Source organism: Cupriavidus sp. (assembly GCF_057315035.1).
In genome coordinates, this window is the sequence record NZ_DBHKYV010000014.1 from 16,922 (window position 1) to 41,035 (window position 24,114).

Sequence of the window (24,114 nt, forward strand, 5' to 3'; positions counted from 1 at the left end):
ATGTCAGCTCCTTGCTTGCGTACTTGTCAGGCGCACGTCGTCGTCGATCGCGGAGAGCGGCCGGGCGGGCTTGTGGTCCGCGGGCGGCTCGGTATCGGTTTCGAATGCATCGCCCTCGCCGGGCCTCGGCCCCTTGCGTACCAGCCGGAGCATGTAGGCAATGCCGACGCCGAAAACGAACAGGTAGGAAACGACGAACAGCGCGAGCGTGATGCTCAACTGCCCGGCCGTGTGGGGCGTTGCGGCATCGGCTGTGCGCATCAGGCCGTACACCACCCAGGGCTGGCGGCCGATCTCCGTGGTGAACCAGCCCGCCAGCAGCGCGATCAATCCGGTCGGGCCCATCCAGAGCGCCATGCGAAGGAAGCCGCGGTGTTCATGCAGGCGTCCGCGCCAGCGCAGCCATTGACTCCACAACCCGAGCACGATCATCAGGACGCCCAGGCCCACCATTACGCGAAAGCTCCAGAACAGGATCGTGGCATTGGGCCGGTCTTGTGGGGGAAATGATTTCAGGCCCTTGATTTGCCCGTCCAGGCTGTGCGTCAGGATCAGGCTGCCCAGGCGCGGAATGCCAACCGCGAAGCGTGTTTCTTCGCGCTCCATGTCGGGCCAGCCGAACACGAGTAGCGGAAGCGGTCCATCGCCATGTGATTCCCAATGTCCCTCCAGTGCGGCGATCTTGGCTGGCTGGTGTTCGAGTGTGTTCAGGCCGTGCATGTCGCCGACCATGGCCTGGATGGGCGCCACGATCAGGAGCATCCCCATCGCCATCGAGAGCATCTTGCGGATGGCGGGGTTGTCGTTGCCGCGCAGCAGATGCCATGCGGCGGATGCGCCAACAAACAGCGCCGTGGAGAGAAACGCCGCAATGCTCATATGCACCAGGCGGTAGGGGAACGAGGGATTGAAGATGACGGCGAGCCAGTCGGTCGGCACCACGCGGCCATCGATAATCTCGAAGCCCTGCGGCGTCTGCATCCAGCTATTGGACGCCAGAATCCAGGTGGCCGAAATCAGCGTGCCGAGCGCCACCATCAGCGTGGCAAAGAAATGCAACCCGGCCCCCACCCGTTTCCAGCCAAAAAGCATGACGCCGAGGAAACCGGCTTCCAGGAAGAAGGCGGTAAGCACTTCATACGTCAGAAGTGGGCCGGTGATGCTGCCGGCGAACTCGGAAAAGAAACTCCAGTTGGTACCGAACTGGTAGGCCATCACGAGCCCGGAGACCACGCCCATGCCGAAGTTGAGTGCGAAGATCCTGGACCAGAAATGGTAAAGGTCCCGATAGACGGTGTTGCGGGTTCGCAGCCAGCATCCTTCCAGCACGGCGAGGTAGGACGCCATCCCGATCGTGATCGCGGGAAAGATGATGTGGAACGATACGGTAAAGCCGAACTGAATCCGCGCGAGATCAAGGGCTTCAAGATTGGGCATGAGCAGGACTCCTAATGCATGTGGCCATGCGCGTCACCCGCGGATTGCCGACAAGACTGGCACGCAAGGTAGAGAGCCGTGATCCGAATCGCGGGATCATTCAGCTCCCAAGTGGTTTAGGGTTTGCGAAGCGCCGACATGTGCGGTCACCCCAAACCATACCGTCCTCCAAAGGTTAGTGGATGCAGGCGGTCGATCAAGGCTTGAGCTTCGCGGACGGTCTTGATTGCGAGGGCGTTCTGGACCTCTTTCGGGTCAATCCGTGCCGTTGCCACATAGATGGCAACGGCGGTCACAAACGCTGCCTTGGCCTGCGGGTCGAGTTCCGATTCCAGTGCCCGGTTAAAGAACTGCTGACTGGCGATCCATCGCCCACACGCATAGTCGGCCTGGTCCAACGCCTGCCGCACGAACACTTCGTCCTTGTTACCCCGGTACAACGTGCAACTCCTGTAGTCTTTCGGCAGGGAAGGGCGAGGTCGGAACGTGCCTGGCGTTCTCGATCGGCAGGGCGCCCATGTCAATCGAAGCCATGGAGCGCCTGCTTGAACGGTTCGATGCCAACGCGCCGACATGTGTCGATAAACCGCTCGTCCTTCAAGCGGATTGTCGTGAAGATATCAACGATCCGCTCCACGACCACGGGCACATCGTCGAAGGAAACTGACGGTCCAAGGATCTTGCCGATCGCGGCGTTCTCATCTGCACTGCCGCCCAGCGTTATCTGGTAGTACTCCTCCCCGGCCTTGTCCAACCCCAATATGCCGATGTGGGCGACATGGTGATGGGCGCACGCATTGATGCAGCCGGAGACATTCAGTTTCAGTTCCCCGATCGCCTTCTGCCGATACCGGTCGAAGTGGAGCGCGATTCGTTGTGCAACCGGTATCGAGCGCGCCGTCGCGAGGCTGCAGTAGTCGAGCCCCGGGCAGGCGATCGAATCCGAGATCAGGCCGATGTTGCCAGTGCCGAGGCCCAGCGTCTGGAGTTCGCGCCAGAGGTCATGGAGCTGCTCGAGCCGGACATGTGGAAGCACGAGATTCTGCTCGTGCGACACCTGTATCTCGTCGAGCGAATACGCCTCGGCCAGGTGGGCGATGGCGTCCATTTCATCTGCGCTGATGTCGCCCGGAATGCCGCCTGGCGGCTTGAGCGAAACCACTGCGCTGATATAGCCGGATTGCTTGTGCGGGTGCGTGTTTGTTCTTACCCAATCGTTGAATGCCGGGTTTGCGACTTTCGCGTCTTCGTATGTGGGGGATTCGGTCGGGAGCGTTGCGAAAGCGGGCACGGCAAAGCGGGCGCGAATCAAGTTCACGATCTCCGGGTCAAGGCTCTGGCGGTCGTCCGGCAGGTTGGCGAACTCCTGCTCGATCATCGCGATGAAAACTTCAGGCTTGAGTTCGCGCACCATGATCTTGATGCGGGACTTGTATAGGTTGTCGCGGCGCCCCAGGGAGTTGTAGACGCGCAGGATGGCCTCGACATAGCGGAGCAGTTCCTTCTCGGGCAGCCATTCGCGCACCATCGTTCCCACGATCGGCGTGCGGCCAAGGCCACCACCCGCGTGGATCTGGAATCCGATCTCGCCTTCCGCGTTGGTGCGGGCCAGGATGCCGATGTCATGGAAGCGGGTCGCCGCCCGGTCCAGCGTGCTGCCAGTGATCGCGATCTTGAACTTGCGAGGCAGGAACGTGAACTCGGGGTGGTCGGTTGACCATTGGCGAAGAATCTCGGCGTACAACCGAGGGTCCACGACCTCGTCGGCAGCCGCACCGGCAAAATGGTCGGTAGTGACATTGCGCACGCAATTGCCACTGGTCTGGATGCAATGCAGATCGGCCTCGGCCAGTGCGGAGAGAATGTCCGGCGTGTCGGACAGATGCGGCCAGTTGAACTGCAGGTTCTGACGCGTCGTAAAGTGCCCGTACCCCTTGTCGTAGGTCCTTGCCACATAGGCAAGCTGGCGGAGCTGGACGGCGCTCAACGTCCCATATGGAATGGCCACGCGAAGCATGTAGCCATGCAACTGCAGGTACAGGCCATTCATCAACCGGTGGATTCTGAACTCGTCTTCGCTGAGTTCGCCCGACAGGCGGCGCGCCACCTGCAAGCGGAAGTTATCGGCGCGGTCCTTGAGGAACGCGCGCTCGGCGGTGTCGTAGCGATAGGCGCCTGCTTGCTCGACCTGCATCGGCAAAGTCGGGCGATTCTTCGTCGACCGCCCGGAGCCTGCTTTCGCAGCTTGCTTGCCCAGGTCGGTCCGCACCGATGGTCCGCGCGCACGAAGGCGTTCGCGAAAGTCGGTGGGTGCGGGCATGCCATCGATGATTTCCGCTGGCCGCAATGTGGGGCCTACCACCAGGTTGGCGGCTACCGCCGTATTCGCGGCGGCCATCGCCTTGTCGATTTGGGCGTCAACGAAGATCGAGGCGTCGGGAAGCGAGTCGACCCATTGGTGATTGGCATCAAGCCATACAACGATGCCGTCGTGAAGCCGATTGGCAGAGATCAGGTGGTGTCCGGTCATGCTTGTCACTGTGTGGCCGCGCCATCCGCGTGGAGGAGCCGGGGCGCTTTCTCATTGCTTAAAAAAACCATACACAATAAAATTGTATGTGTATTATATGAATCTGTATGTGTATACTAGGCGCGAAAGTCTGGGTCTGCAATGCAAAAAGGCGGGAGGTAGGTCATGAGTGACGGGAAAGCAGCGTCGCGGGTGGATTGGATTCAGCCGCTGGCTCCTGGGGCCGGGCCACGCTACTTGCAGATCGCGGACCTGATTGCGCAGGCAGTGCAGTCAGGCAAGCTGGCGGTCGGGGATCAGATACCCGCGCAGCGCTGGCTTGCCGCCGAACTGGGTGTGGACCTCACCACCGTAACCCGCGCCTACGCGGAAGCGCGCGACAGAGGATTGATCACGTCCTTCGGCGGGCGAGGCTCGTTCATCGCTGGGGTTAGTGAGCGGGATGTTGATCGCCCCATCGATCTTTCGATGAACATCCCTCCGCAACCGGCATCAGGGAACATGTCGGACTTCGTCAAGGCCGCCGTGGATGAGGTATTGGGCCAGCGAGGTATCGAGGCGGTGTCCAGCTACCAGGATGCATGGTCGAGCAGGACGCTCGTGGAAGCGGGGAGGAGCTGGCTGCGGCCAGCGGTTGGGGCACAAGCGAATCAGCAGGACGTAGTTGTCTGCGCTGGAACCCAGGCGGCAATCTTCAGCGTGCTGCTGTCGACTACGCGACGTGGAGAGGCAATCCTGTGCGAGCCTTTCACTTACCCTGGTTTTCTGCTTGCTGCGCAGCAGCTCGGGCTGCAAGTGGTGGGGCTGGATGCAGATCAGGACGGCGTGATCCCGGACGCCATTGAGCGTAACCATCGCGAGACTGGCGCGCGCATGCTGTATCTCAACCCCACGTTGCAGAATCCGACCGCCAGCGTCATGCCTGTGGCGCGGCGCGAGGCTATTGCGGCGACGCTGGACAGGCTCGGCATGACCCTGATCGAGGATGATCCGTACCGCTACCTGCTCAGCGATGCACCGCCGCCGATCACTACGTTCACCGGCGGCGCGCGCACGTACTTCATGACCTCGCTGTCGAAGTGCCTTTGGCCAAGCCTGCGCACTTCTTTCATCCTGCCCCCACCCGAGTACGATGCGGCGGCGCTGCAGGACGCGCTGCGGGCCTCCAGCATGGGATGCTCGCTGATGTTGACAGCCGTAGCGGAGCAATGGATGCGCAGCGGCGTAGCCAGGCAGCTCACGGTCGACATCCAGCGTGAAGTACGAGCCCGCCAGACGCTTGCGCGAAGGACGTTGCCGGAGGGCGTCATCGCTCACCCCACCGGCCTGCATATCTGGCTGACATTGCCTCGACAATGGAATCGGCAGCTTTTTGCTGATGCACTGGAGCAGCAGGGCGTGCTGGTCGCGAGTTCGGATGCGTTCAGCGCGACGTCCAGCACCGCCGACGCAGTACGCCTCTCTATTGGCGGAGCGTCGAGCCAGGCAGAACTGGGCCAGGCGCTGCAGCGGGTTGCCTCGCTCCTGCACGAGAACCGTCGCCGCGGCGGACGTACGATAGTGTGACATCACTGCCGCGCCACCTGGGCTGAACGGCCTGGTTCTTCCGGTCACCTGTACGAAGGTGTGCCGGTTCGTACGTCACACGCGGATTGCCGACAAGACTGGCAATTAAATTGATTGCTCTCCGGAATCAAGTGGTAGCGAGTCCATGGGCAGACCAGTCTCGCTGGCGATGTTGGCCAGATGGGCGAGTTTCTCGAGGGCCATCCGCAACGCTTCCGCACTGCTGACGTGCGCCTTGCCGGCGCGAAACACTGTCTGCACCGTGCCCACCAGCAAGTGATGTCGCGCCAGCACGAAACCCTGATTCAATCCGCTACTTGTAAGTTGGGTGTAGGCGCGGAAATCGTAGTAGCCCACGCGCCTGAACAGGTCGCGATCCGTATCACCTTCCGGTTCTGGGGCGGACACAGGGGTTAGCGGCGCAGGGCGGGCGCCTCAGTGTTCGGAACCCGCATCGGGCTGACCGGGGCATCCGCAAGATACAGGCGAAACGCAGTACCACCAAGTTCATGGGTTGCCATGCCAAGACTCCGCGGATCGGTCATATTTACAATATTAGCCACACAGACGCCGCTTGCAATCCCGATTCCATGAGCACCGATCGGGTCAAAACGCTATCGCGCGCCGGCCTATCCCTGGACGCTATCCATGACGTTCGGTACGCGTCGGGAACGTGGTAAGCGGCGAGATCATGACTTTCGCATCTTCACTTACGTCCCACACCACTAGGGTTTGACCCGATCCGATTGCTGAGGCATTGATTTGTTGGCGGTTTTCGCGCGCAAGTCGGCGCTTCGGCACTTGAACAGCGCATCCACCGACTTGCCATTCAAGCCAAACCATCCATAATGCAAACGTTTGCAGAAACAGGAGATGGTATGGAGACGCAGTCCACCCAGCCTCAGCGAAGGTCGGTGAGTTCGCTGTCGCTGATCGAAGGAGAGGAGTCGGTAACAGAAGTGGTGTTGCGCGCAATGGCCAGGACGGAGGATGTCCGCTTGCGCACGGTGGTCGCTTCGTTGGTGAGCCACCTGCATGATTTCCTGCGCGAGGTGAGGCCTAGCGACGAGGAGTTCGAGCAAGGGCTGGCATTCATCGCAGCGCTGGGACATGCGACGCACGCCACCAACAACGAAGTCGTGCTGGCTGCCGATGTCCTCGGGCTGTCCACGTTGGTCACGACGATGAACAACAGCACGCAAGACGGACGGACACCCGGTGCATTGCTGGGGCCGTTCTATCGCCCCAATGCGCCGCGTTACCGATGCGGTGACTGCGTGGTGCAAGACGAATCGCCGGGCTTGCCGTTGTTCGTCAGCGGCACGGTTCGCACCACGGACGGCACGGTATTGCCTGATGCCATGGTAGAGATCTGGCAAGCATCGCCGATCGGCCTCTACGACAACCAGGATCCCCGCCAACCCGACCGCAATCTGCGCGGCGTGTTCCATGCCGATGCCGAAGGGAACTATCACTTCCGCACGGTGCGCCCGGCAGGGTACCCGGTGCCCATCGATGGTCCGGTCGGCAAGCTGCTGGCCGCCCAGCACCGCCACCCGTACCGGCCCGCGCATATCCATTTCATCGTGGCAGCGCCGGGTCATCGCACACTGGTGACGCAGGTCTTTGCCGACGACTCCGAGATCCTCGAGACCGACGTCACGTTTGGTGTGCATCGCCAACTCGTGGGTGCCTTCCAGCTTGTGGAAGCGGGGCCCAGCCCTTGGGGCGACATGCAGGCGCCGTTCTACACATTGCAGTTCGATTTCACGCTCGAACCGGGCGAGCAAACATTTCCAACGCCCCCGATCGACTGATCGGGACGGCAACTTCATCACCACACCATGACCATCACTTCACTCTCCGGCAAGGTTGCCGTGATCATTGGCGGTACCGGCGGCATTGGTTTCGCCGCGGGCCATGCGCTGGCCAGTATCGGCGCCAGCGTCGTACTGACCGGACGCGATATCGAACGCTCATCGAAGGCCGTGGCGGCCTTGCCTGCCGGCAATCATCTGCCCGTGCATGCGGAAGTAGGCGACAGTGCATCGCTGCGCCAACTGGCCGACGATGTGCATCACCACTACGGTCGCGCCGACATTCTTGTGAACACGTCCGGCTTCACGCGGGCGGTTCCGCATGCGGACCTTGACGCGCTTGACGATGCATTGATCGATGAGCTCTTTGCCATCAACTGGCGCGGCCAGTTCGCGGCGATTCGCGCCTTTGCTCCGCTGTTGCGAGCCACGGGAAACGGGCTGGTCGTCAATGTTGGCTCTATCGCGGGGCGCACGGGGCAGGGCAGCAACGTGGCCTACTGTGCCGCCAAGGCCGGCCTTGACGTGATGGCGATGTCGCTGGGCAGGGCACTGGCACCCGAGATTCGTGTGCTCAATGTGTCCCCTGGCGTTGTCGACACCGCGTTCGTGCCTGGGCGCGACAGCACGTTCAATGACCGTGCGGCCAAGACCACGCCGCTGCGCCGCATCGGACAAGCACAGGACGTGGCCGATGCCATCGTCGCCTGCGCCACGTCGCTGCGATTCGCCACGGGCACGACCATTGTTGTCGACGGCGGTCGCCAGCTCGGCTGATCGATCCCGGTCCCGGAATCCTCTCCTTTTCTCCTTTTCTCCTTTACTTTGCCCTGGTCCCATGCACGCAAGAAAAACCATCATCACCTGCGCCGTTACGGGCAATATCGTCACGCCCGAGCAGCATCCGGGCCTACCGGTTACGCCGGCCCAGATCGCCGAAGCCGCGCTTGAAGCCGCTGAGGCCGGAGCCGCCGCCGCGCACATTCACGTTCGCGATCCGGAAACCGGCCGTCCGTCGATGAACCTCGACTACTACGCCGACGTCATCGACCGGATCCGCGCGCGCAACCGCTCCCTCATCATCAACCTCACTACGGGGCCGGGTGGCCGCTTCGTGCCAGGCGAGGATGATCCGCGTGTCGCGGCGCCGGGCACGACATTGCTGCATCCGCTCAAGCGTGTCGAGCACATTGCCGCATTGCGTCCCGATGTCTGCTCGCTTGATCTCAACACCATGAACTCCGGCGCCGATGTGGTCATCAATACGCCGGCCAACGTACGCAAGATGGCCGACGTGATCCGCAGCGCTGGTGTGATGCCCGAGTTGGAGATCTTCGATTCGGGCGACTTGAACATGGCCCTCGACTTCATGCGCGAAGGGGTACTCGACGGGCCCGGCCTCTGGACGTTCGTGCTTGGTGTGAAGTACGGCTTCGCGGCCACACCCGAGACAATCTTCTATGCGCGCAACATGCTGCCGCGCGAGGCCAACTGGTCCGCATTCGGGGTCGGTCGTGCCGAGTTCCCGATCGTGGCGCAGGCCTGGCTGGCCGGCGGCCACGTGCGTGTGGGCCTTGAAGACAACATCTATCTTGAGAAAGGTGTGCTCGCGCCCAACAACGCCGCCTTGGTAGCCAAGGCGCGGGACATTGTGAAATCGCTTGGTGGCGAGATCGCTTCGGCTTCGGAGGCCCGGGCGCAGCTCGGCCTGCGCGAAGCCTGAGGTCTGCGCGGCCCAGGCTATCCCCAGGTAACTTTATCCATCTTCATCTGCTATCGCATTCATCATGAATACCATCCAGGTTCATCAGAAAGCCGCAACCATTGACGCGCTCGAACTCTCGCTGATCGGCATTCCGCGTCCCGAGGCCGGCGCCGGGCAATGCATCGTCGAAGTGGCCAGCGCCGGAGTCAACCCCAGCGATGTCAAGGCCACGCTTGGCCTGATGCCTCATGCGGTCTGGCCGCGTACACCGGGACGGGACTACGCAGGCATCGTGATCGATGGGCCCAGCCAGCTGCTCGGCCAGCAGGTCTGGGGCAGCGGGGGCGAGCTTGGCATTCGTCGTGACGGTACGCACGGCAAATACCTGCGTGTTGGCGTCGACGCTATCCGTGCCAAGCCGTCAACAGTATCCATGATGGAGGCCGGCGCAGTGGGCGTGCCATTCATCACGGCATATGAGGGCCTGCGCCGCGCCGGCATGCCGAAGCCCGGCAGCATCGTGCTGGTTGGCGGCGGCAACGGCAAGGTGGGACAGGCCACGATCCAGATTGCCACGGCGCTCGGTGCGCGCGTGTTCGGGGTCGAGCGTGGTGCGGACCCGTATCGCGGCCATGCCAGTGGACCGGTGCGCATGATCGATGCAAGTCGCGAGACCATATCCGAAGTGGTGCGCGATGAAACCGACGGCCACGGTGCCGACATCGTCTACAACACCGTGGGCAGCCCATACTTCGAGCAGGCCAACCTCTCGATGGCCATCGGCGCCACGCAGATTTTCATTTCGACGATCGAGAAGCCGGTGCCATTCGACATCTTCGCGTTCTATCGTGGCCAGCACACCTACGTGGGAGTCGACACGCTTGCCATGGACAGCCAGGCATGCGCGACGATTCTCGATGCCCTCGCGCCAATGTTCGCTTCGGGTGCGCTCAAACCATTTCCGGTGCTGCCCGATTACACGTACACGCTGGCAAATGCCAAGGATGCCTATCGGGCGGTACTGCAAGGCGCCACCGAGCGCGTGGTGCTGGCGCCATGAACACGACGCGATTTGCCCAAGCACCTGCCTATCACCCGGCAAACCACGAGGGCATGCATTGCCTGCGCCTGCAGGGGCATGAGGCCGGTCCTTCGGAAATGCTATGGATCGGCGTCTCGGTGATCCTGCCTGGCGGCCACACATCGCTCGATGCCTCGCCGGTCGAAAAGCATTATGTCGTTCTGGAAGGCGAGGTCTGCATCCGTACGCCAGATGAAGTCGTGACGCTGGGACAGTTTGATTCGGTGCGCGTGGCACCCCGCGAGGCCCGACAGGTCAGCAATGTAGCCAACCGCCCCGCCATGCTGCTGCTGGCAATGCCGTATCCGCCACAACCGCCGATCAGTTAGTGCGCTTTTCTGGCTGCGATTTGCAAACGTTTGCATTACTTTAACCACAAGAATAGGGGAGACAACTCATGCAGCGCGTTTTCAGCCGACGTCACATCCTTCCGTTCGCGGTCATATCCGCGGGCATCGTTACCGATGCGATGGCGGAAGACAGCGTGACGATCTTCGGGCGGCTCAATACGGCGATCGAGTACTCGCGCGCCAGTACGGCCACGGACGGCACAAGGCTTGGCAGCACGACACGGCTGACCAACAACCGCTCGGTCTTCGGGCTACGTGGACAGGAGGATCTTGGCGGGTCGCTCAAGGCGATCTGGCAGATCGAAAGTAACGTATCGCTCGATACCGGCCAGGGACAGATCGCCGGCCGCAATTCACGCGTCGGCCTGCAGGGCGACTATGGCTTGCTGTTCATGGGGCATTGGCAGACGCCCTATACCGAGTCCACGGCCGGATACGACCCGTACTACCCAACCACGGCCGGGTATATGGCACTCATGGGTAACGGCTCGACATCCAGCTCCGACAACGTGCAGGACACCAGTTCGTTCGACCGCCGCCAGAAGAACATCCTGCAATACCGCTCGCCGCAGTTGGCGGGCGTCAGCGTGTGGTTTGGCTGGGGCTTGCCCGAAGAAAAGACCACGGTGCCACGCAATCCCGCGCTGTACTCGGCGGCGGCGATCTATGACAGCGGCCCGCTCAATGTGACCGTGGCCTACGAAATGCACCAGCACTACCAGGCCGCGGGCCGCAATGACGACGCCATCAAGGTCGGTGTCGCCTACCAGCTGTTGCCAGGTACGCGGCTGGCCGCGCTCTACGAGCACCTGCACTATCGCACCGACACCGGCGACCTGCAGCGCAACGCCTACTACGCGTCGTTGGTGCAGCAGTTGGGGCCCGGCAGCCTCCGCATCGGATTCGCGCTGGCAGCCGATGGCACCGGTTCATCGGCGGATACGGTGGGATTCTTTCGCAGCGGGGCGAAAACCGGCGCCACGCAGTTCACGGTGGGCTATGACTACCCGTTGTCCAAGCGCACCGCACTGTTCGCGTACTACAGCCGCATCAATAACAAGAAGAACGCGATCTACGACTTCGCAATCAACGAGCTTGGCGTCAGTGCCGGAGCCGATCCGCAGACCTTTGCGCTCGGCATGCGGCATTTCTTTTGACGCCAATGTACGACATCGCATCGTGAGGAGACCAACATGAATCGATTGCTTATCCGTCCCGTTCTGGCATGTACGCTGTTTGCTGCGGCCCTGGGGCTGGCGCAGCCCGCAGCAGCCCAACCCCAGTATCCTGCCAAGCCGATCCGGCTGGTGGTGCCGTTTTCCGCTGGCAGCGCCACCGATATCCTGGCGCGCATCATCGGCAGCAAGATGGGCGAAGGCGGCCATTGGCAGGTGGTGGTGGATAACCGTCCAGGCGCAGGCGGAACACTTGGCGGGACGACGGTCGCCAAGTCGGCGCCTGACGGCTACACACTGATCCTGGTCTCGGTGGGCCATGCCATCAACGCCACGCTGTATCCGAAGCTCGGCTACGACACGCTCAAGGATTTCGCACCGGTGTCACTGGTGGCGTCGGTGCCCAACGTGCTGGTGGTGAACGCCGCCAGCCCGTACAAATCCGTGCGCGACCTCGTGGCTGCAGCCAAGGCGCGCCCCGGTGCCCTGAACTTCGACTCGGCCGGGTCCGGCAGTTCCACGCACATGAGTGGTGAACTGTTCAAGATGCAGGCCGGGATCGACATCACGCACATCCCCTACAAAGGTACTGGCGAGGCGCTGACCGACGTGATGGCCGGCCGCGGCGACATGATGTTCGCGCCTACCGTGTCGGCAATGCCATTCGTCAGGCAGGGCAAGCTGCGCGCATTGGCCGTGACCACGCCAAAACGTGCAGCCGCTTTGCCCGACATCCCGACCGTCGCGGAATCGGGGCTGCCCGGCTACGCGTTCGATTCGTGGTTCGGCATCCTGGCGCCGGCCGGAACGCCGAAGGAAATCGTCAGCGCGCTTAACGCGGAAATTGCCAATGTGCTGGCGGCGCCCGACGTACGCGAGCGCCTGGCAGCACAAGGTGCGGAGCCCCGTGCCAGCACGCCGCAGGAGTTTGCCAGCTATATCCAGGCCGAGATCGGCAAGCTGGCACCGGTGGTCAGGCAATCCGGCGTGCGCGCGGGAGAATGACGGACCTCATGGCGGCAGACGCTAGAATGGCGCATTCCAATGATCCAGCCTGGCGTCCGCCGTCCATGTCCGAGCGCAAACGTGTGACCATCAAGGACCTCGCCGCCGAGGTCGACGTGCACTATTCCACCGTGTCGCGCGTGATGAATCCTGCGACGCGGCACCTCGTGGCCGACGAGGTTGCCACGCGCATCCTCAAGCTTGCCGAGGCGCGCGGTTTCCGTCCGAACCGTATCGCCGCCGGACTGCGCACCCAACGCTCGGGGCTGGTTGGCGTGATCCTGCCCGATATCGCCAACCCGGTATTCCCACCGATCCTGGCAGGCATCGAGGAAGTGCTGGCCGGGCAGGGCTATGTACCGATCGTGGTCAACGCGGGTGCCGAACGCGCGCGCCAGCGGTTTGTCGTCGATCAGATGCTTGCCCGGCAAGTGGAAGGGCTGATCCTGGCCACGGCTGAGCGGGATGATCCTTTGCTCGACTACTGTGTGAAGGTGGGTATCCCCGTGGTGATGGTGAATCGTGGCGAACATACCGGCCGGGCGTCTTGCGTGGTCAGTGACAGTCTGCTGGCCATGGGCCTGACGGTGGACCACCTGGTGTCGCTGGGCCATCGTTGCATCGGGCATATTGCGGGGCCAGCCAGTACCTCGACGGGTGAATTGCGCCGCGAGGGGTTTCTTCAGGCGGTCAAGCGACATCGGCTGCGGCGCGGCAACTATGCAGTTGCCGAGGCCGAGAGCTATTCACGCGAAGCCGGCCGCAAGGCCTGCGCGCAGATGTTTGAATTGCTGCCCTGCCTGACGGCCATTGCCGCCGGCAACGACCTCGTGGCCATGGGCTGCTACGACTACCTGCGTGAACGGGGCATCCGTTGCCCCGAGGACATATCCGTCGTAGGGCATAACGACATGCCTTTTGTCGATGCCCTGACCCCGCCGCTCACCACGATTCGCATCCCGGCGCATGACATGGGCGAACAGGCGGCCGAGCTGCTGCTGCGCAGGATCACCAAGCCACAGACCGCCAGCGTCGTCATCGAACTGCGGCCCGAACTGGTGGTGCGTGGCTCGACCGCGGCGCCACCGCCCGCGGCTGCCGCAGTGCAGCGATCCTGACCCGGTAAGGGCTCCTACAAGAGTTCGTACGGTTAGGAGGTCGGCGTTGGTCACCTCGCGGTGTGTTAGATGTGTCGTCGCAGTGGTGAATGCATAACATAATGCGCAACTCGTGGAGCCTGGCAGGCAACGAGCAGTTGCCCTGGAAGTTCTGCCTCTCCAAAGCGTGATTTACCGCCTAGGCGGATGCCGGGCGACTCGTCGCGCGGAAGCGCTTCCATAACTTTCGCTGATTTGGCCGGTCGTCGACCACGCGCGCCGCCAGGAAGCCGCGCGCGTAGCTGGCACCGGCAGCCGCCTTGCGATGGTGCTGCTCGAGATGGTGCAGCAGACCATCGGCTACCGCCATGTCGTTTCCCCACCCGAGGTCATCCTGCAGCTTCGCCAGGACGCGTCGATATGGCTTCATGCGTTTTGGCTGGAGAAGGTCTGCAAAGAACTCGGTCGCGTAGCGCAGCTTCTTCGCGGCGATTCGTGCACGGTGTCGATGGTTTGCGTCAAGCTTGTGAAGGCCACGTCCCCGACGGATGAGCTTGCGGTGGCGCTTGCGAAGTACGCGATCTGCATGCTTGGTGACACGTGCGTCGAAGGATTCTTCGTGCGCCTTGTCGTTTGGATCTCGCCAGGGCGCGGTCGAAAGCCAGTGTTCAAGCTCCAGCATCAGATGGGCGTAGCGCGGCGACTTCACTGCGAAGGCGGCATCCGCTTGGCGCGCAGCTTCAATCGACATGGCTGCCGCTTGGGCTTCTTGCAGCGCGCCACGCTGGCTGTCGACCGCATCGACTTGTGGCAGCGTGGAGTGGGCCAGCACATGCCAGTCGCGTGCATGGCCCAGTTCACTGGCCATCCATTTCACTTCGTTCTCAAGGCCATCGGGCAGTGCTGCAACGCCCTCGAAAAGGTCGAGGGCAGAGCGAAATCGTCGCAGCCCCACGCGCATCTGGTGAACGCCGTCGGGCGAACTCCCCGCCGCGACGAGTGGCGCGTTGGCATGGACCTGGCACAGGCAATTGCGCACGATCTTGCAGAATGCCGTTTTTACTGTGTCGCGCTTCGTCAGCGCGATTGGGGCGGCCGTTGTTGCAGACCGCTTGTCATGCATCAGCATGTCGTAGCCGCGGTCGCTCTTGCTCTGCATGCTTAGACGAAGCGGAATCTTGTCGACCAGCCGAAGCGCGATTTCGCCCAAGCGGTGCGGATCGCCGTGCTTGAGTTCCAGTTCGAGCTCCGAGAACGGCCGGTCATGTTCGGCGGCAGTTACCTTGCCATTGTCCAGTGCCAGTTCGACGTCATCGCCACCGGGCAGCTTGAGCACCCAGGTCTTGCGCGTAACCGTTGTGCGGAATACTGGCACCAGATGGTCGGATAGTTCAGGGTCCTTGAGAAGTCGTGACAGCGGCGAAGACCTGGGGACGGCAGCGCGCAGCGAGTGCAAATCTGGCTTGGGTGCATCTACGGAGGTTTCGTACTCCTCGCGTTCGAATAGCGCGCCGCCGGGGGTGCCGCCAGACTTCAGCGTCTGCACGAGGTGGTCGCCCACGCGGCGAACGCGCAGTGCGGCACCATGCTGGCGCAGTAGAAAATTCGGTGTATCGAAGTATTCGCTTTCCAGGGCCTGCTCTGTAGGTGCGTCAATCTTAAGATTCAAAAGCGTCGGCAGGTCGTGCAGGCCGGCGTCCGTCCTGGCATCCTTTTCCGTCGCGAATTCAAACTTCAGTTCCCTCTCCATGGCTGCTCCTGCTTGATGTCCGGGCGGGTAGCGAACGGCCAGAATCAGTCCGTTCCTACATGCGGTCGCGCAATTTACGTGTCGTTGCCCGCCACGGCTGGCGTTGGTGCGGAAATCGGCCGATCCTTGTGGAGGCGCGCAAGACCCATGCCTTCGGGCCGCTCGGCCCACATCGAATGCAATGTCGGATCCAGCGGCAGGCCATGTGGAGAACCGTGCATCATCAAGGATCGGACTTTCGGAGGCACATCGTCTCGGCTCGGAAAAGCTCGTGTGAAAGAAGCCTATGCGAAGGGGATAAAAATGAAAAATGCAGCGGAAGATGGCAGCATCGGCATACGCATTCAGCCTCATCACGTCATCAGCGAGTTCGGCAGGGTGCTGTGGCATCTGCGCGGCGTTCTGTTCCTGCTGCTCGTAGTGTTCGCGCTATTGTCGGTCGCCATGTATGTCGCGGGGGGCGCCATCGACGTTGCCACGCGGGCGCCGGTTCCGGCTGGCAGGGTTGTCTACTTTTGCGCGATCACAGCACTGACGATTGGCTACGGAGACGTCGTCCCGACCACCGATCTCGGATGCCTCATTGCGGTCCTGCTCGGTATTCTGGGAGTGCTGATGACGGGGTTGGTGACCGCAGCCGCCGTTTATGGCGTGCAGGCCGCCGCCCACCGCGAAGGTATCCAGCCCCGCTAATGCACGAGACACGGCGCACGCTTCATCCACGTGGAGTCGGTCGGAGACAGGTAAGCGGCGCAGCACGCGACGGTAAAAAGTGCTGTTCTCCAGAATCCAAGGGTAGCGACCCAGGGATGGTGGACCGGTTCATGCGTTCCGATGCGCACTCGGCAACTGGTAGGTGCCGGACATGCAGTACGCACCGGCACTATCTGAACCTGTTTCCGATCCCGGCTTTCAAGAATGCCAGATGGGCCACATCCTAACCTGGAGGTAAAGCGCATGCACCCACTTCGTCAACTCAGGGAAAAGGGCGTCCCTACGCTTCTGCGCGAAGACGGATCAGAGGTGGCGTGCGAGGACGTGGTTGTCTGGGGCCGGAGTCTTCAAACCGATTCGCGATAGCGCTCCGTGTGGCGGTGACACTACGGCCGCCTGGGCGTGCCAATACTGAACGCCTCACTGAACCCATCCGAGTAGATCTCGGCCAGCGCAATTCGCAAGGCTGCGGCGCGTTCGGCGCCATAGACCGATTCGAAGCGTTCCTGCGCACGTCGCCAGAGTACGTTCGCTTCGGCTAGCTTGTCGCGCCCCGCGGGTGTTAGTTCCACACGCCGGCTCCGACCATCGCGTTCGTCGCGCGTCTGTATCAGATATCCATCGCGCTCCAGCGGTTGAAGATTACGTGCCAGTGCCGAGCGGTCCAGCACCATTGCGTGCGCCAACTCGGTCATGGTCGGATGATTGCCCCGTGCGACATGCAGCAGTACCGATCTCTGCGAGATGCTCAGTCCGCATGGTTCGAGCACGGCGTCATAGAGCTGCGTCAGGCGGCGCGTCGCCTTGCGCAGCGCCGCGCCATTGCAGACCAGCGGATCTTTTGCAATCGATGACGCCATTGGCAGAGCCTTTCCTTTCCCGAAATCTTCATCCTGCCTGGAACGCCTGCGAGGGGGTGCGGGCCGTCAGGCGGTCCACGCAAGTATAAACCTTCTTGACGAATACGTGCATATGCAAGTAAATTTGGATTGCGTGCATATGCACGTAATCTGAAGTATCCGGCGAGGCTCGCCATGGAGAGCAGGGAATGACCACGAATCCCCCCAATACGGCAAGCCTGCGCGGCGCCCCCCCGCGGCTGCGGGCCATGCTTGAGGCGCCTATCATTCCGACGCTCGGACGCATGAGTTGGCCCAACATGCTGATGATGCTGGCGCAATCGTCGACGGGACTGATCGAAACATGGTTCTTGGCGAAGCTGGGCACTGATGTGCTGGCCGGTGTGGCTGTGGTCCTGCCGGTACTGATGCTGATGCAGAACATGTCGCAGGGGGCGATGGGCGGAGGCATCTCATCGGCAGTGGCAAGGGCGCTTGGTGCGCACAACGAGGCGTTGGTCGGGCAACTCGCACGTCACGCGCTGGCGATCAACGTGATGATCGGCGCCGTTTTTTCGCTGCTGCTGTTCTTTGGGGCGCGGCCCATGTTCGCACTGCTGGGTGCCCAAGGAGCATCGCTCGATGCAGCGTGCACATACGGACGCGTACTGTTCGCGGCATTGCCGCTGATGTGGGCCATGAACGCGCTGGCGAGTGTCATTCGTGGCACCGGCAATATGTCGATGCCTGGCATGGTGATCTGCATCGGCGCCTTGTTGATGATTCCGTTGTCCCCGTGCCTGATCTTCGGGCTGGGGCCGCTGCCGCGGCTAGGCGTGGCGGGCGGAGCCTGGGCTTTGGTGGTGTACTACGCGGCCGGCGCGCTGGTGCTTGGCTGGTACTGCCTGTCAGGCCGTTGCACTGCGAGGCTTGCGATGGGGCCGCTACATTGGGCACCCATGCGCAGCATTTTCGTTGTGGGCGGGCTGGCGTGCCTGAATCCGGTCTTGACGAATGCACTGATCGCGCTGACGACCGCGCAGGTCGGATATCACGGCGGCACCGCAGCCCTGGCCGGATATGCCACGGCGGCGCGCCTGGAATACCTGCTGATTCCCATTGCGTTTGGGCTGGGTGCGCCGATGGTTGCGCTGGTTGGCGCCAATATCGGCGCGGGGCAGTACGAGCGGGCGCGTCGCATTGCGATCACGGGCGGCTGCATGGCCTTCGTCCTCGCCGAGTTGGTCGGATTGGGCGCGGCAATCTGGCCTGAGGCGTGGCTGCGGCTGTTCGGCACCGATGCACAACTGCTGGAGACTGGCTCGCTCTATTTGCGCGTAGTGGGTCCGGCATACGGATTCTTTGCGCTGGGTTTCTCGCTGTACTTTGCCTCGCAGGGGGCTGGCCGTCTCAAGTGGCCGCTGGTCGCCGGAGCGCTGCGGCTCGCGCTGTTTGCGGGGGGCGGCGCCATGGCCCTGGCCATGGGTGCGTCGATGGCCCAGTACTTCGCGCTAGGTGCGCTGGCGATGTTCCTGTACGGCAGCGTCGTACTGTGGTCGATTGCCAAGGGCGGGTGGGCAGGCGGTCGTCAACAATGATGCTGGCAGACCGCCGCTACCATGCTAGCCCAAGGCTTGCATCGAAGCCAAATGCGGGCGAAGCCTTGCCGCACGGCCCCGTGATCGCCATGGCTTCCGGGCGAGCCGGCTAGGCCCTGGCAGCAGCCCGCAGCAGGCGGAAGCTTGTACGAAGCTCTTCGGAAAACGCTGCCGGCTGTTCCCACGCGGCAAAGTGCCCACCTTTGTCGAGCCGGTTGTAGTGGATGAGTTTTGGATAAGCCCGCTCCGTCCAGCTTCGCGGCGCCGCATAGATTTCGTCGGGGAAGACACTCACTGCCACCGGAATCCGGACGTTCTTTATGTCAAAGAACGCCAGCTTGTTTTCCCAGTACAGCCGTGCCGACGACACGGCGGTTCTTGTCAGCCAGTAAAGCGTCACGTTGTCGAGGATGTCGTCGCGCGTGAGCCCTTCGCTATGGCCATCGAATACCCGGGCAATCAGTGATTGGCTGGCGGCGTCGTGATCGAGCATCCAGGCGGCCAGACCGATGGGGGAGTCTTCGATACCATAAAGCGTCTGCGGCCGGTTTGTCATCTCGATCGCGTAGCCAAGTCCGTGCTTGTAGAAGGTGTCAAGCTGACCGTACGCATGCAGTTCGTCAGCCGAAAGTCCGGCGGGCGCCGATTCGTTGTACTTGAGCGCCTTCGAAATGTTGGTCGGCAGGGTAGCCGGCATATTGACGTGAATGCCCAGCAGTTCGGGTGGCGCGATCAGCGCCATCTGCTCGGTGATGGCATCGCCCCAGTCGCCACCTTGCGCCACGTACTGCTGGTAACCGAGCCGGTTCATCAACACGATCCAGGCACGGGCGATGCGCACCGGGTCCCAGCCCGTGGTGGTTGGCTTACCGGAGAAACCATGTCCAGGGATCGAAGGGATCACTACATCGAACGCATCGGAGGCCCGGCCACCATGCGCCGTGGGGTCTGTGAGCGGGCCGATGATCTTCAGTTGCTCGATCACTGAACCAGGCCACCCGTGCGTGACGATGACGGGCAAGGCATCTGGATGCTTCGAGCGCACATGGATGAAATGGATATCGACACCGTCGATGTTCGTTATGAATTGCGGGAGGCTATTCAGCTTGGCTTCCACCTTGCGCCAGTCATATTGAGTTGCCCAATAGCGGGCCAACTGCTGCATGGTTGCAAGACGCACACCCTGCGATTCGTCGGTGACCGTTTCACGCGTAGGCCAGCGCGTGGCGGCAATTCGCCGGCGCAAGTCCAGCAGCGCATCCTGCGGAAACGAGATGCGGAAAGGGCGGACTCCCTGTGCGTTCGTGCCAGCGTTTGTCGCAGTCTGTGCAGTCTGTGCCGCCGTTGCATCCAGCGGGAGTGCCATCAGTGCCGCACCGAAGCCTGCCGTTGCTGCCGAGGCGGCAAGAAAGTCACGGCGGGAGAGTCGCCGCACATCTGGAACGGCTGGTTTCTCGGGGGTAGTCATTGAAGATTCCTTTCCGCCCAAAGGCGGGGTTCTTTGAAAATGGCGTGTGATATTATTCGCACGCGAAATAAACTGATGAACTTACCCGCCTGAACATGGAGCACCGCCTCGTATATTTGTTGAACGTAGGGCAGCGCCGGCTGCAACGCTGGTCACAGGCCCGTGCCGCTCGTGGTGGCGTGACAGCGGCGCAGTCCGGGCTGCTGTTTTATTTGGGTACCCACGATGGCGCGCTGATGAGCGAGGCGGCAGCTGCGCTGGATCTGGGGGCGCCGGGAATGAGCGGCCTGGCCGACCGGACTGAAAGAGCCGGGTTGATCGAGCGCCGTACCGACGAGACCGATGGCCGTGTATGGCGTCTGTGGTTGACAGAAGCAGGGCGCTCGGCGCGTCAGGGCTCGAAGACCCGCATGAAGGAATTGAACGCGAAGCTGACCGAAGGCTTCACGGAAGCGGAGATCGACGTGGTGGCGCGGTGGCTGACCAGCCTGCAGACCAAGTTTCCGGTCGCTGATGAGCGCGACGAGTAGCGCTCATCAGCCAGCAGCCAATGCGCGAACTCACTGCTGAGCGACTTTGGAAAAATCCGGCTTGCGCTTTTCGGCGAACGCCGCCAATGCTTCCCTGGCTTCCGCGCTCGCCAGGCGCTCCTGAAACTTTGCACTCTCGCTGTCCATCTGCGCGACCAGCATCTCGGCCTTGCGCATGAGCGCTTTCATGGCGCCAAGCGAACCGGCCGGCTTGGCGGCGATACGTTCGGCCATCCGCCGAGCCTCGCCCCGGAGTTGGTCATTGGCGCAGACTTTGTTGGCGATGCCCCACGCCACAGCGGTTTGTGCGTCGAGCGGTTCACCCATCGCAAACATCTCGAACGCCCGGGCATGGCCGATGCGCAACGGCAGCAGATAGCTCGATGCCGCTTCGGGAACGAGCGCCAGATTGACGAAAGGCGTTATCAACTGCGCGTCCTGCGCAAGCAATACGTAGTCGCAATGCAGCAGCATGGTCGTGCCGACGCCAACTGCCTTGCCATTGACCGCGGCAACGATCGGCACTGTCGACTTGGCCAGGGCATGCAGGAACCGATGTACGTGGCGTTCGCTCGGGCCCTTTCCCGCCGCAATTGCCGCGAACTCACCCACATCGTTCCCTGCGGTGAACATGTCCCCATCTCCTTGCACCAGCACCACGCGTACATGGCTGGCGTGCTCGGCTTCTTCGATGGTGTCGGCCAGGGTGCCGTACATCTCGTTGGTCAGCGCGTTCTTCTTGTCCGGTCGGGCAAGCGTAATAGTCAGAACGCCGCCCGTCAGGTCGACTCGGATTTCCGGTGTCATGGTGGTCTCCATATGTTTAAGTTCGCATGCGAAGTATATAAATACTTTGCGTGCGAAGTAAACCGATGCGAGGGCGACATCCTGGCACCCATCGGCCGATTTTGTGCGATGACCGGATGGTCTGCGTCCTTGCTCCACCCGAGGTAGGCCGAATGCAGCACCAAAACTTGCAACTTGCAAGTTTCATTGCGTTGCATATACTTTCATAATGCTAGTAACTGAGCAGCGTGTCGGATTTCTTGTGTCCCGGGGACATACGCGCCGTCCATGCGACGTCGGTATTGGCAGCGTCGCTCAGATGCCGGTTTCGGGCCCTGGGGCCACCCATCACAACTCTTTCGCACCGTGCGTTGGCTGACGCGGAGGTGACCGATTGAAGCTGAATATTTGCCAGGAAGAATGCGATGAATGCAAGAGATGTCGTGCTGTGCCACCCCGTGCGCACCGCCATTGGCGCCTACAACGGCGCCTTTAAATCCATTCCAGCGACTGAGCTGGGTGCCACGGTGATCCGGGCGTCGGTGCAGGGCGCGGGAATCGACCCCGGCGCGGTTGGCAGCGTGATATTCGGCAATGTTGTGCAGGCAGGCAACCGGATGAACCCGGCCCGGCAGGCGGCCATTGGGGCGGGATTGCCAGTGTCGGTTCCCGCGATGACCGTCAACCGCGTATGCGGGTCGGGAGCGCAGGCCATTGCGACGGCCGCGGACGAGGTACGACTGGGCTATGTCGACATAGCCATCGCCGGCGGCATGGAGAATATGGACCGCGCACCCTATTTGATGTCCGCTGGCCGCTGGGGCCAACGCATGGGCGATTCGGTGCTGCATGACAGCATGCTGTACGACGGGCTGCACGACGCATTTTCCGGCGAGCATTCGGGGTGGCATACCGAGGACCTTGTCGCTCGTTACGCGCTCAGCCGCGAGGCGCAGGATCGCTGGGCCGAACGTTCGCAGAGGTTGTTCGCGCTGGCACAGGCCAAGGGCCGTTTTGCCGGCCAGATCGCTGGTGTGCCGGTCAAGGGGAAGGGGGGCACCACGCTGTTCGACGTGGACGAAGCCAACCGACCCGATACCAGCCTCGAAACACTCGGCCGCCTGAAGCCGGCGTTCCGTCCGGACGGCACCATCACCGCTGGCAATGCGCCCGGCCTCAACAGTGGGGCAGCGGCCATGATCGTTGCCGAGCGGTCGCTGGCCGAAAGCAAGGGGCTCTCCCCCATGGCGCGCCTGGTGGCATATGGGGTGGGCGCCGTGGAGCCCGGACTGTTCGGCCTTGGCCCAGTTCCGGCGGTGCGCCAGGCACTGCAGCGCGCCGGGTGGCAACTGGGCGATATCGATCGCATCGAGATCAACGAAGCCTTTGCGGCGGTGCCTCTGGCCGTTGCCGCCGAGCTTGGGTTGCCCCATGACATCATCAATGTTGACGGCGGTGCGATTGCGCACGGGCATCCGATTGGAGCGACCGGTGCCGTGCTGACGACGCGACTGTTGCATGCCATGCGCGCGGATGGCATCCGGCGCGGCATCGTCACGTTGTGCATTGGCGGCGGACAAGGCATTGCGCTGGCGCTCGAAGCGCTGGCCTAGCGAAAAGAACAATTCGGAAGATCAAATATGAACATCCAATACGTCGAAGTTCTGGTAATGGTGATGTGCAGCGGGGAGACGGCATGAAGATCCTGGTTCTCGGTGCCGGCGCCATGGGCGGCTACTACGGCGCGCGACTGATTGAAGCGGGTGCGGACGTCACCTTTCTGGTACGGCACGGACGCGCGCAGGCCCTGAAACGCAGTGGGCTGATTGTGCGTAGTGAACTCGGCGACTTCGAGCGCCAGGTCAGCACCGTTCAGGCCGGCGAACTCGATGCGACATACGACCTCGTCCTGCTCGCCTGCAAGGCTTATGACCTTGATGATGCGATCGCTGCGATCACACCGGCCGTTGGCCCCAGGACCGCGATATTGCCCCTGCTCAACGGGGTGGGTGCCTATGACCGGCTCGATCATTGCCTTGGCAGGGAGCGCGTGCTGGGTGGTGTGTCGTACATCGCAACAACGCTGGCCGCCGACGGAACCATTCTGCACGCTGGCCGCATGGACCGGTTGGTGGTTGGGGCGCGCACCGCGCAGATGTCGGCGCTCGCGACCGAGTTTCACGCGCTGGTGTCCAGGGCAGCCGGGACGCGCGAAATTTCGGGCGCAATCGATCAGGAGCTGTGGAACAAATGGGCCATGATTGCGGCGGGTGCCATCATGACGTGTCTGATGCGAGGGACCGTGGCGGACATCATGAGAACGCAGGACGGACGGCGCTTGATGCTTGAGGCGATGGCGGAGTGCCGTATCGTGGCGGAACTGTGCGGGCACGCGATCCCGGCACCCGTAGCCGAGGCCATTCAGACCCGTCTGCTGGACAGTTCATCGACGTGGGCGGCTTCGATGATGCGGGATATTGCCCAGGGCGCGCCGCGTATCGAAGCCGAAGCCATCGTCGGCGATCTGGTCGCGCGTGCTGCCGATCGCGGACGCGACCTGCCATTGAGCCGCGTGGCCTATTGCCACCTGCAGGTCTATGAGAACCAGCGTGCTTCGAAGCTGACCGCTGACTGATCCGGCGGCGCATTGCCACCGGGGCCTGACA

At 62.3% G+C, this 24,114-nt stretch carries 23 protein-coding genes; 14 read left to right on the top strand and 9 right to left on the bottom strand.

Going from position 1 to position 24,114, the window contains the following annotated elements; all coding sequences use genetic code 11:
* Window positions 1–3: 3 nt before the first annotated feature.
* The 3 genes from ACO550_RS18095 to ACO550_RS18105 all read right to left on the bottom strand — a co-directional run bounded on the left by ACO550_RS18095 (window position 4) and on the right by ACO550_RS18105 (window position 3,967).
* Window positions 4–1,437 (bottom strand): cytochrome ubiquinol oxidase subunit I, encoded by a 1,434-nt coding sequence (locus ACO550_RS18095; protein WP_315594550.1) that lies wholly within the window; start codon window positions 1,435–1,437, stop codon window positions 4–6.
* A gap of 146 nt (window positions 1,438–1,583) precedes the next feature.
* On the bottom strand, window positions 1,584–1,877 hold the full coding sequence (locus ACO550_RS18100; protein WP_315594549.1) for a hypothetical protein: 294 nt from the start codon (window positions 1,875–1,877) through the stop codon (window positions 1,584–1,586).
* 80 nt (window positions 1,878–1,957) lie between these two features.
* Window positions 1,958–3,967 (bottom strand): DUF2849 domain-containing protein, encoded by a 2,010-nt coding sequence (locus ACO550_RS18105; protein WP_315594548.1) that lies wholly within the window; start codon window positions 3,965–3,967, stop codon window positions 1,958–1,960.
* 165 nt (window positions 3,968–4,132) lie between these two features.
* Between ACO550_RS18105 and ACO550_RS18110 the strand changes: the two genes are divergently transcribed.
* On the top strand, window positions 4,133–5,533 hold the full coding sequence (locus tag ACO550_RS18110; RefSeq protein WP_315594547.1) for an aminotransferase class I/II-fold pyridoxal phosphate-dependent enzyme: 1,401 nt from the start codon (window positions 4,133–4,135) through the stop codon (window positions 5,531–5,533).
* A 105-nt stretch (window positions 5,534–5,638) separates the two neighbouring features.
* Here ACO550_RS18110 and ACO550_RS18115 read toward each other — a convergent pair whose 3' ends face one another.
* Window positions 5,639–5,941 (bottom strand): hypothetical protein, encoded by a 303-nt coding sequence (locus ACO550_RS18115; protein WP_315594546.1) that lies wholly within the window; start codon window positions 5,939–5,941, stop codon window positions 5,639–5,641.
* Between the two features lie 470 nt (window positions 5,942–6,411).
* Between ACO550_RS18115 and ACO550_RS18120 the strand changes: the two genes are divergently transcribed.
* From ACO550_RS18120 to ACO550_RS18155, 8 genes are all read left to right on the top strand, one after another.
* Entirely contained in the window at window positions 6,412–7,350 is a 939-nt protein-coding gene (locus ACO550_RS18120; RefSeq protein WP_315594545.1) for a dioxygenase family protein, read from the top strand.
* Between the two features lie 27 nt (window positions 7,351–7,377).
* Entirely contained in the window at window positions 7,378–8,127 is a 750-nt protein-coding gene (locus tag ACO550_RS18125; protein WP_315594544.1) for an SDR family oxidoreductase, read from the top strand.
* 61 nt (window positions 8,128–8,188) lie between these two features.
* The gene (locus tag ACO550_RS18130) at window positions 8,189–9,073 is read left to right on the top strand and encodes a 3-keto-5-aminohexanoate cleavage protein (RefSeq protein ID WP_315594543.1); all 885 of its coding nucleotides are present in this window, start codon (window positions 8,189–8,191) and stop codon (window positions 9,071–9,073) included.
* Between the two features lie 64 nt (window positions 9,074–9,137).
* The gene (locus ACO550_RS18135; protein WP_315594542.1) at window positions 9,138–10,115 is read left to right on the top strand and encodes a zinc-binding dehydrogenase; all 978 of its coding nucleotides are present in this window, start codon (window positions 9,138–9,140) and stop codon (window positions 10,113–10,115) included.
* Entirely contained in the window at window positions 10,112–10,465 is a 354-nt protein-coding gene (locus ACO550_RS18140; protein WP_315594541.1) for a cupin domain-containing protein, read from the top strand. Before ACO550_RS18135 ends, ACO550_RS18140 begins: the two co-directional genes overlap by 4 nt.
* A gap of 140 nt (window positions 10,466–10,605) precedes the next feature.
* Window positions 10,606–11,643 (top strand): porin, encoded by a 1,038-nt coding sequence (locus ACO550_RS18145; protein ID WP_485994931.1) that lies wholly within the window; start codon window positions 10,606–10,608, stop codon window positions 11,641–11,643.
* A gap of 36 nt (window positions 11,644–11,679) precedes the next feature.
* Complete coding sequence (locus ACO550_RS18150; RefSeq protein WP_315594539.1) at window positions 11,680–12,666, top strand: tripartite tricarboxylate transporter substrate-binding protein; 987 nt, start codon at window positions 11,680–11,682, stop codon at window positions 12,664–12,666.
* Window positions 12,667–12,731: 65 nt separating this feature from the next.
* On the top strand, window positions 12,732–13,784 hold the full coding sequence (locus ACO550_RS18155) for a LacI family DNA-binding transcriptional regulator (protein ID WP_315594538.1): 1,053 nt from the start codon (window positions 12,732–12,734) through the stop codon (window positions 13,782–13,784).
* A gap of 178 nt (window positions 13,785–13,962) precedes the next feature.
* Here ACO550_RS18155 and ACO550_RS18160 read toward each other — a convergent pair whose 3' ends face one another.
* Window positions 13,963–15,513 (bottom strand): CYTH and CHAD domain-containing protein, encoded by a 1,551-nt coding sequence (locus ACO550_RS18160; protein WP_315594537.1) that lies wholly within the window; start codon window positions 15,511–15,513, stop codon window positions 13,963–13,965.
* Window positions 15,514–15,587: 74 nt separating this feature from the next.
* Entirely contained in the window at window positions 15,588–15,737 is a 150-nt protein-coding gene (locus ACO550_RS18165; RefSeq protein ID WP_315594536.1) for a hypothetical protein, read from the bottom strand.
* A 49-nt stretch (window positions 15,738–15,786) separates the two neighbouring features.
* Here ACO550_RS18165 and ACO550_RS18170 point away from each other — a divergent pair, with 49 nt between their 5' ends.
* Entirely contained in the window at window positions 15,787–16,206 is a 420-nt protein-coding gene (locus ACO550_RS18170) for an ion channel (RefSeq protein WP_315594535.1), read from the top strand.
* Between the two features lie 407 nt (window positions 16,207–16,613).
* Here ACO550_RS18170 and ACO550_RS18175 read toward each other — a convergent pair whose 3' ends face one another.
* Entirely contained in the window at window positions 16,614–17,087 is a 474-nt protein-coding gene (locus ACO550_RS18175; RefSeq protein ID WP_315594534.1) for a MarR family transcriptional regulator, read from the bottom strand.
* Between the two features lie 188 nt (window positions 17,088–17,275).
* Between ACO550_RS18175 and ACO550_RS18180 the strand changes: the two genes are divergently transcribed.
* The gene (locus ACO550_RS18180; protein WP_315594533.1) at window positions 17,276–18,664 is read left to right on the top strand and encodes an MATE family efflux transporter; all 1,389 of its coding nucleotides are present in this window, start codon (window positions 17,276–17,278) and stop codon (window positions 18,662–18,664) included.
* Window positions 18,665–18,773: 109 nt separating this feature from the next.
* On the opposite strand, the gene ACO550_RS18185 is transcribed toward ACO550_RS18180, so the two are convergent.
* Window positions 18,774–20,132, bottom strand: coding sequence for an alpha/beta fold hydrolase (locus ACO550_RS18185; protein WP_315594532.1), 1,359 nt, complete (start codon window positions 20,130–20,132; stop codon window positions 18,774–18,776).
* Between the two features lie 95 nt (window positions 20,133–20,227).
* Between ACO550_RS18185 and ACO550_RS18190 the strand changes: the two genes are divergently transcribed.
* Complete coding sequence (locus tag ACO550_RS18190; RefSeq protein ID WP_315594531.1) at window positions 20,228–20,662, top strand: MarR family winged helix-turn-helix transcriptional regulator; 435 nt, start codon at window positions 20,228–20,230, stop codon at window positions 20,660–20,662.
* A gap of 30 nt (window positions 20,663–20,692) precedes the next feature.
* Here ACO550_RS18190 and ACO550_RS18195 read toward each other — a convergent pair whose 3' ends face one another.
* A complete protein-coding gene (locus ACO550_RS18195) occupies window positions 20,693–21,469 on the bottom strand; it encodes an enoyl-CoA hydratase (protein ID WP_315594574.1) in 777 nt (258 codons plus the stop codon).
* Between the two features lie 404 nt (window positions 21,470–21,873).
* Here ACO550_RS18195 and ACO550_RS18200 point away from each other — a divergent pair, with 404 nt between their 5' ends.
* Both ACO550_RS18200 and ACO550_RS18205 read left to right on the top strand, forming a co-directional pair.
* Window positions 21,874–23,061 (top strand): thiolase family protein, encoded by a 1,188-nt coding sequence (locus ACO550_RS18200; RefSeq protein ID WP_315594530.1) that lies wholly within the window; start codon window positions 21,874–21,876, stop codon window positions 23,059–23,061.
* 83 nt (window positions 23,062–23,144) lie between these two features.
* Window positions 23,145–24,083, top strand: a complete 939-nt coding sequence (locus tag ACO550_RS18205) for a 2-dehydropantoate 2-reductase (protein ID WP_315594529.1) — start codon at window positions 23,145–23,147, stop codon at window positions 24,081–24,083.
* The last annotated feature ends 31 nt before the right edge of the window (window positions 24,084–24,114 follow it).

Bases quoted from the DNA above. Each gene is read 5' to 3' on its own strand.
- ACO550_RS18155 (WP_315594538.1), top strand. From the start codon at position 12,732: ATGTCCGAGCGCAAACGTGTGACCATCAAGGACCTCGCCGCCGAGGTC.
- ACO550_RS18130 (WP_315594543.1), top strand. From the start codon at position 8,189: ATGCACGCAAGAAAAACCATCATCACCTGCGCCGTTACGGGCAATATC.
- ACO550_RS18105 (WP_315594548.1), bottom strand. From the start codon at position 3,967: ATGACCGGACACCACCTGATCTCTGCCAATCGGCTTCACGACGGCATC.
- ACO550_RS18175 (WP_315594534.1), bottom strand. From the start codon at position 17,087: ATGGCGTCATCGATTGCAAAAGATCCGCTGGTCTGCAATGGCGCGGCG.
- ACO550_RS18160 (WP_315594537.1), bottom strand. From the start codon at position 15,513: ATGGAGAGGGAACTGAAGTTTGAATTCGCGACGGAAAAGGATGCCAGG.
- ACO550_RS18125 (WP_315594544.1), top strand. From the start codon at position 7,378: ATGACCATCACTTCACTCTCCGGCAAGGTTGCCGTGATCATTGGCGGT.
- ACO550_RS18200 (WP_315594530.1), top strand. From the start codon at position 21,874: ATGAATGCAAGAGATGTCGTGCTGTGCCACCCCGTGCGCACCGCCATT.
- ACO550_RS18165 (WP_315594536.1), bottom strand. From the start codon at position 15,737: ATGATGCACGGTTCTCCACATGGCCTGCCGCTGGATCCGACATTGCAT.
- ACO550_RS18150 (WP_315594539.1), top strand. From the start codon at position 11,680: ATGAATCGATTGCTTATCCGTCCCGTTCTGGCATGTACGCTGTTTGCT.
- ACO550_RS18205 (WP_315594529.1), top strand. From the start codon at position 23,145: ATGAAGATCCTGGTTCTCGGTGCCGGCGCCATGGGCGGCTACTACGGC.
- ACO550_RS18110 (WP_315594547.1), top strand. From the start codon at position 4,133: ATGAGTGACGGGAAAGCAGCGTCGCGGGTGGATTGGATTCAGCCGCTG.
- ACO550_RS18185 (WP_315594532.1), bottom strand. From the start codon at position 20,132: ATGACTACCCCCGAGAAACCAGCCGTTCCAGATGTGCGGCGACTCTCC.
- ACO550_RS18190 (WP_315594531.1), top strand. From the start codon at position 20,228: ATGGAGCACCGCCTCGTATATTTGTTGAACGTAGGGCAGCGCCGGCTG.
- ACO550_RS18095 (WP_315594550.1), bottom strand. From the start codon at position 1,437: ATGCCCAATCTTGAAGCCCTTGATCTCGCGCGGATTCAGTTCGGCTTT.
- ACO550_RS18180 (WP_315594533.1), top strand. From the start codon at position 17,276: ATGACCACGAATCCCCCCAATACGGCAAGCCTGCGCGGCGCCCCCCCG.
- ACO550_RS18145 (WP_485994931.1), top strand. From the start codon at position 10,606: ATGGCGGAAGACAGCGTGACGATCTTCGGGCGGCTCAATACGGCGATC.
- ACO550_RS18120 (WP_315594545.1), top strand. From the start codon at position 6,412: ATGGAGACGCAGTCCACCCAGCCTCAGCGAAGGTCGGTGAGTTCGCTG.
- ACO550_RS18135 (WP_315594542.1), top strand. From the start codon at position 9,138: ATGAATACCATCCAGGTTCATCAGAAAGCCGCAACCATTGACGCGCTC.
- ACO550_RS18140 (WP_315594541.1), top strand. From the start codon at position 10,112: ATGAACACGACGCGATTTGCCCAAGCACCTGCCTATCACCCGGCAAAC.
- ACO550_RS18195 (WP_315594574.1), bottom strand. From the start codon at position 21,469: ATGACACCGGAAATCCGAGTCGACCTGACGGGCGGCGTTCTGACTATT.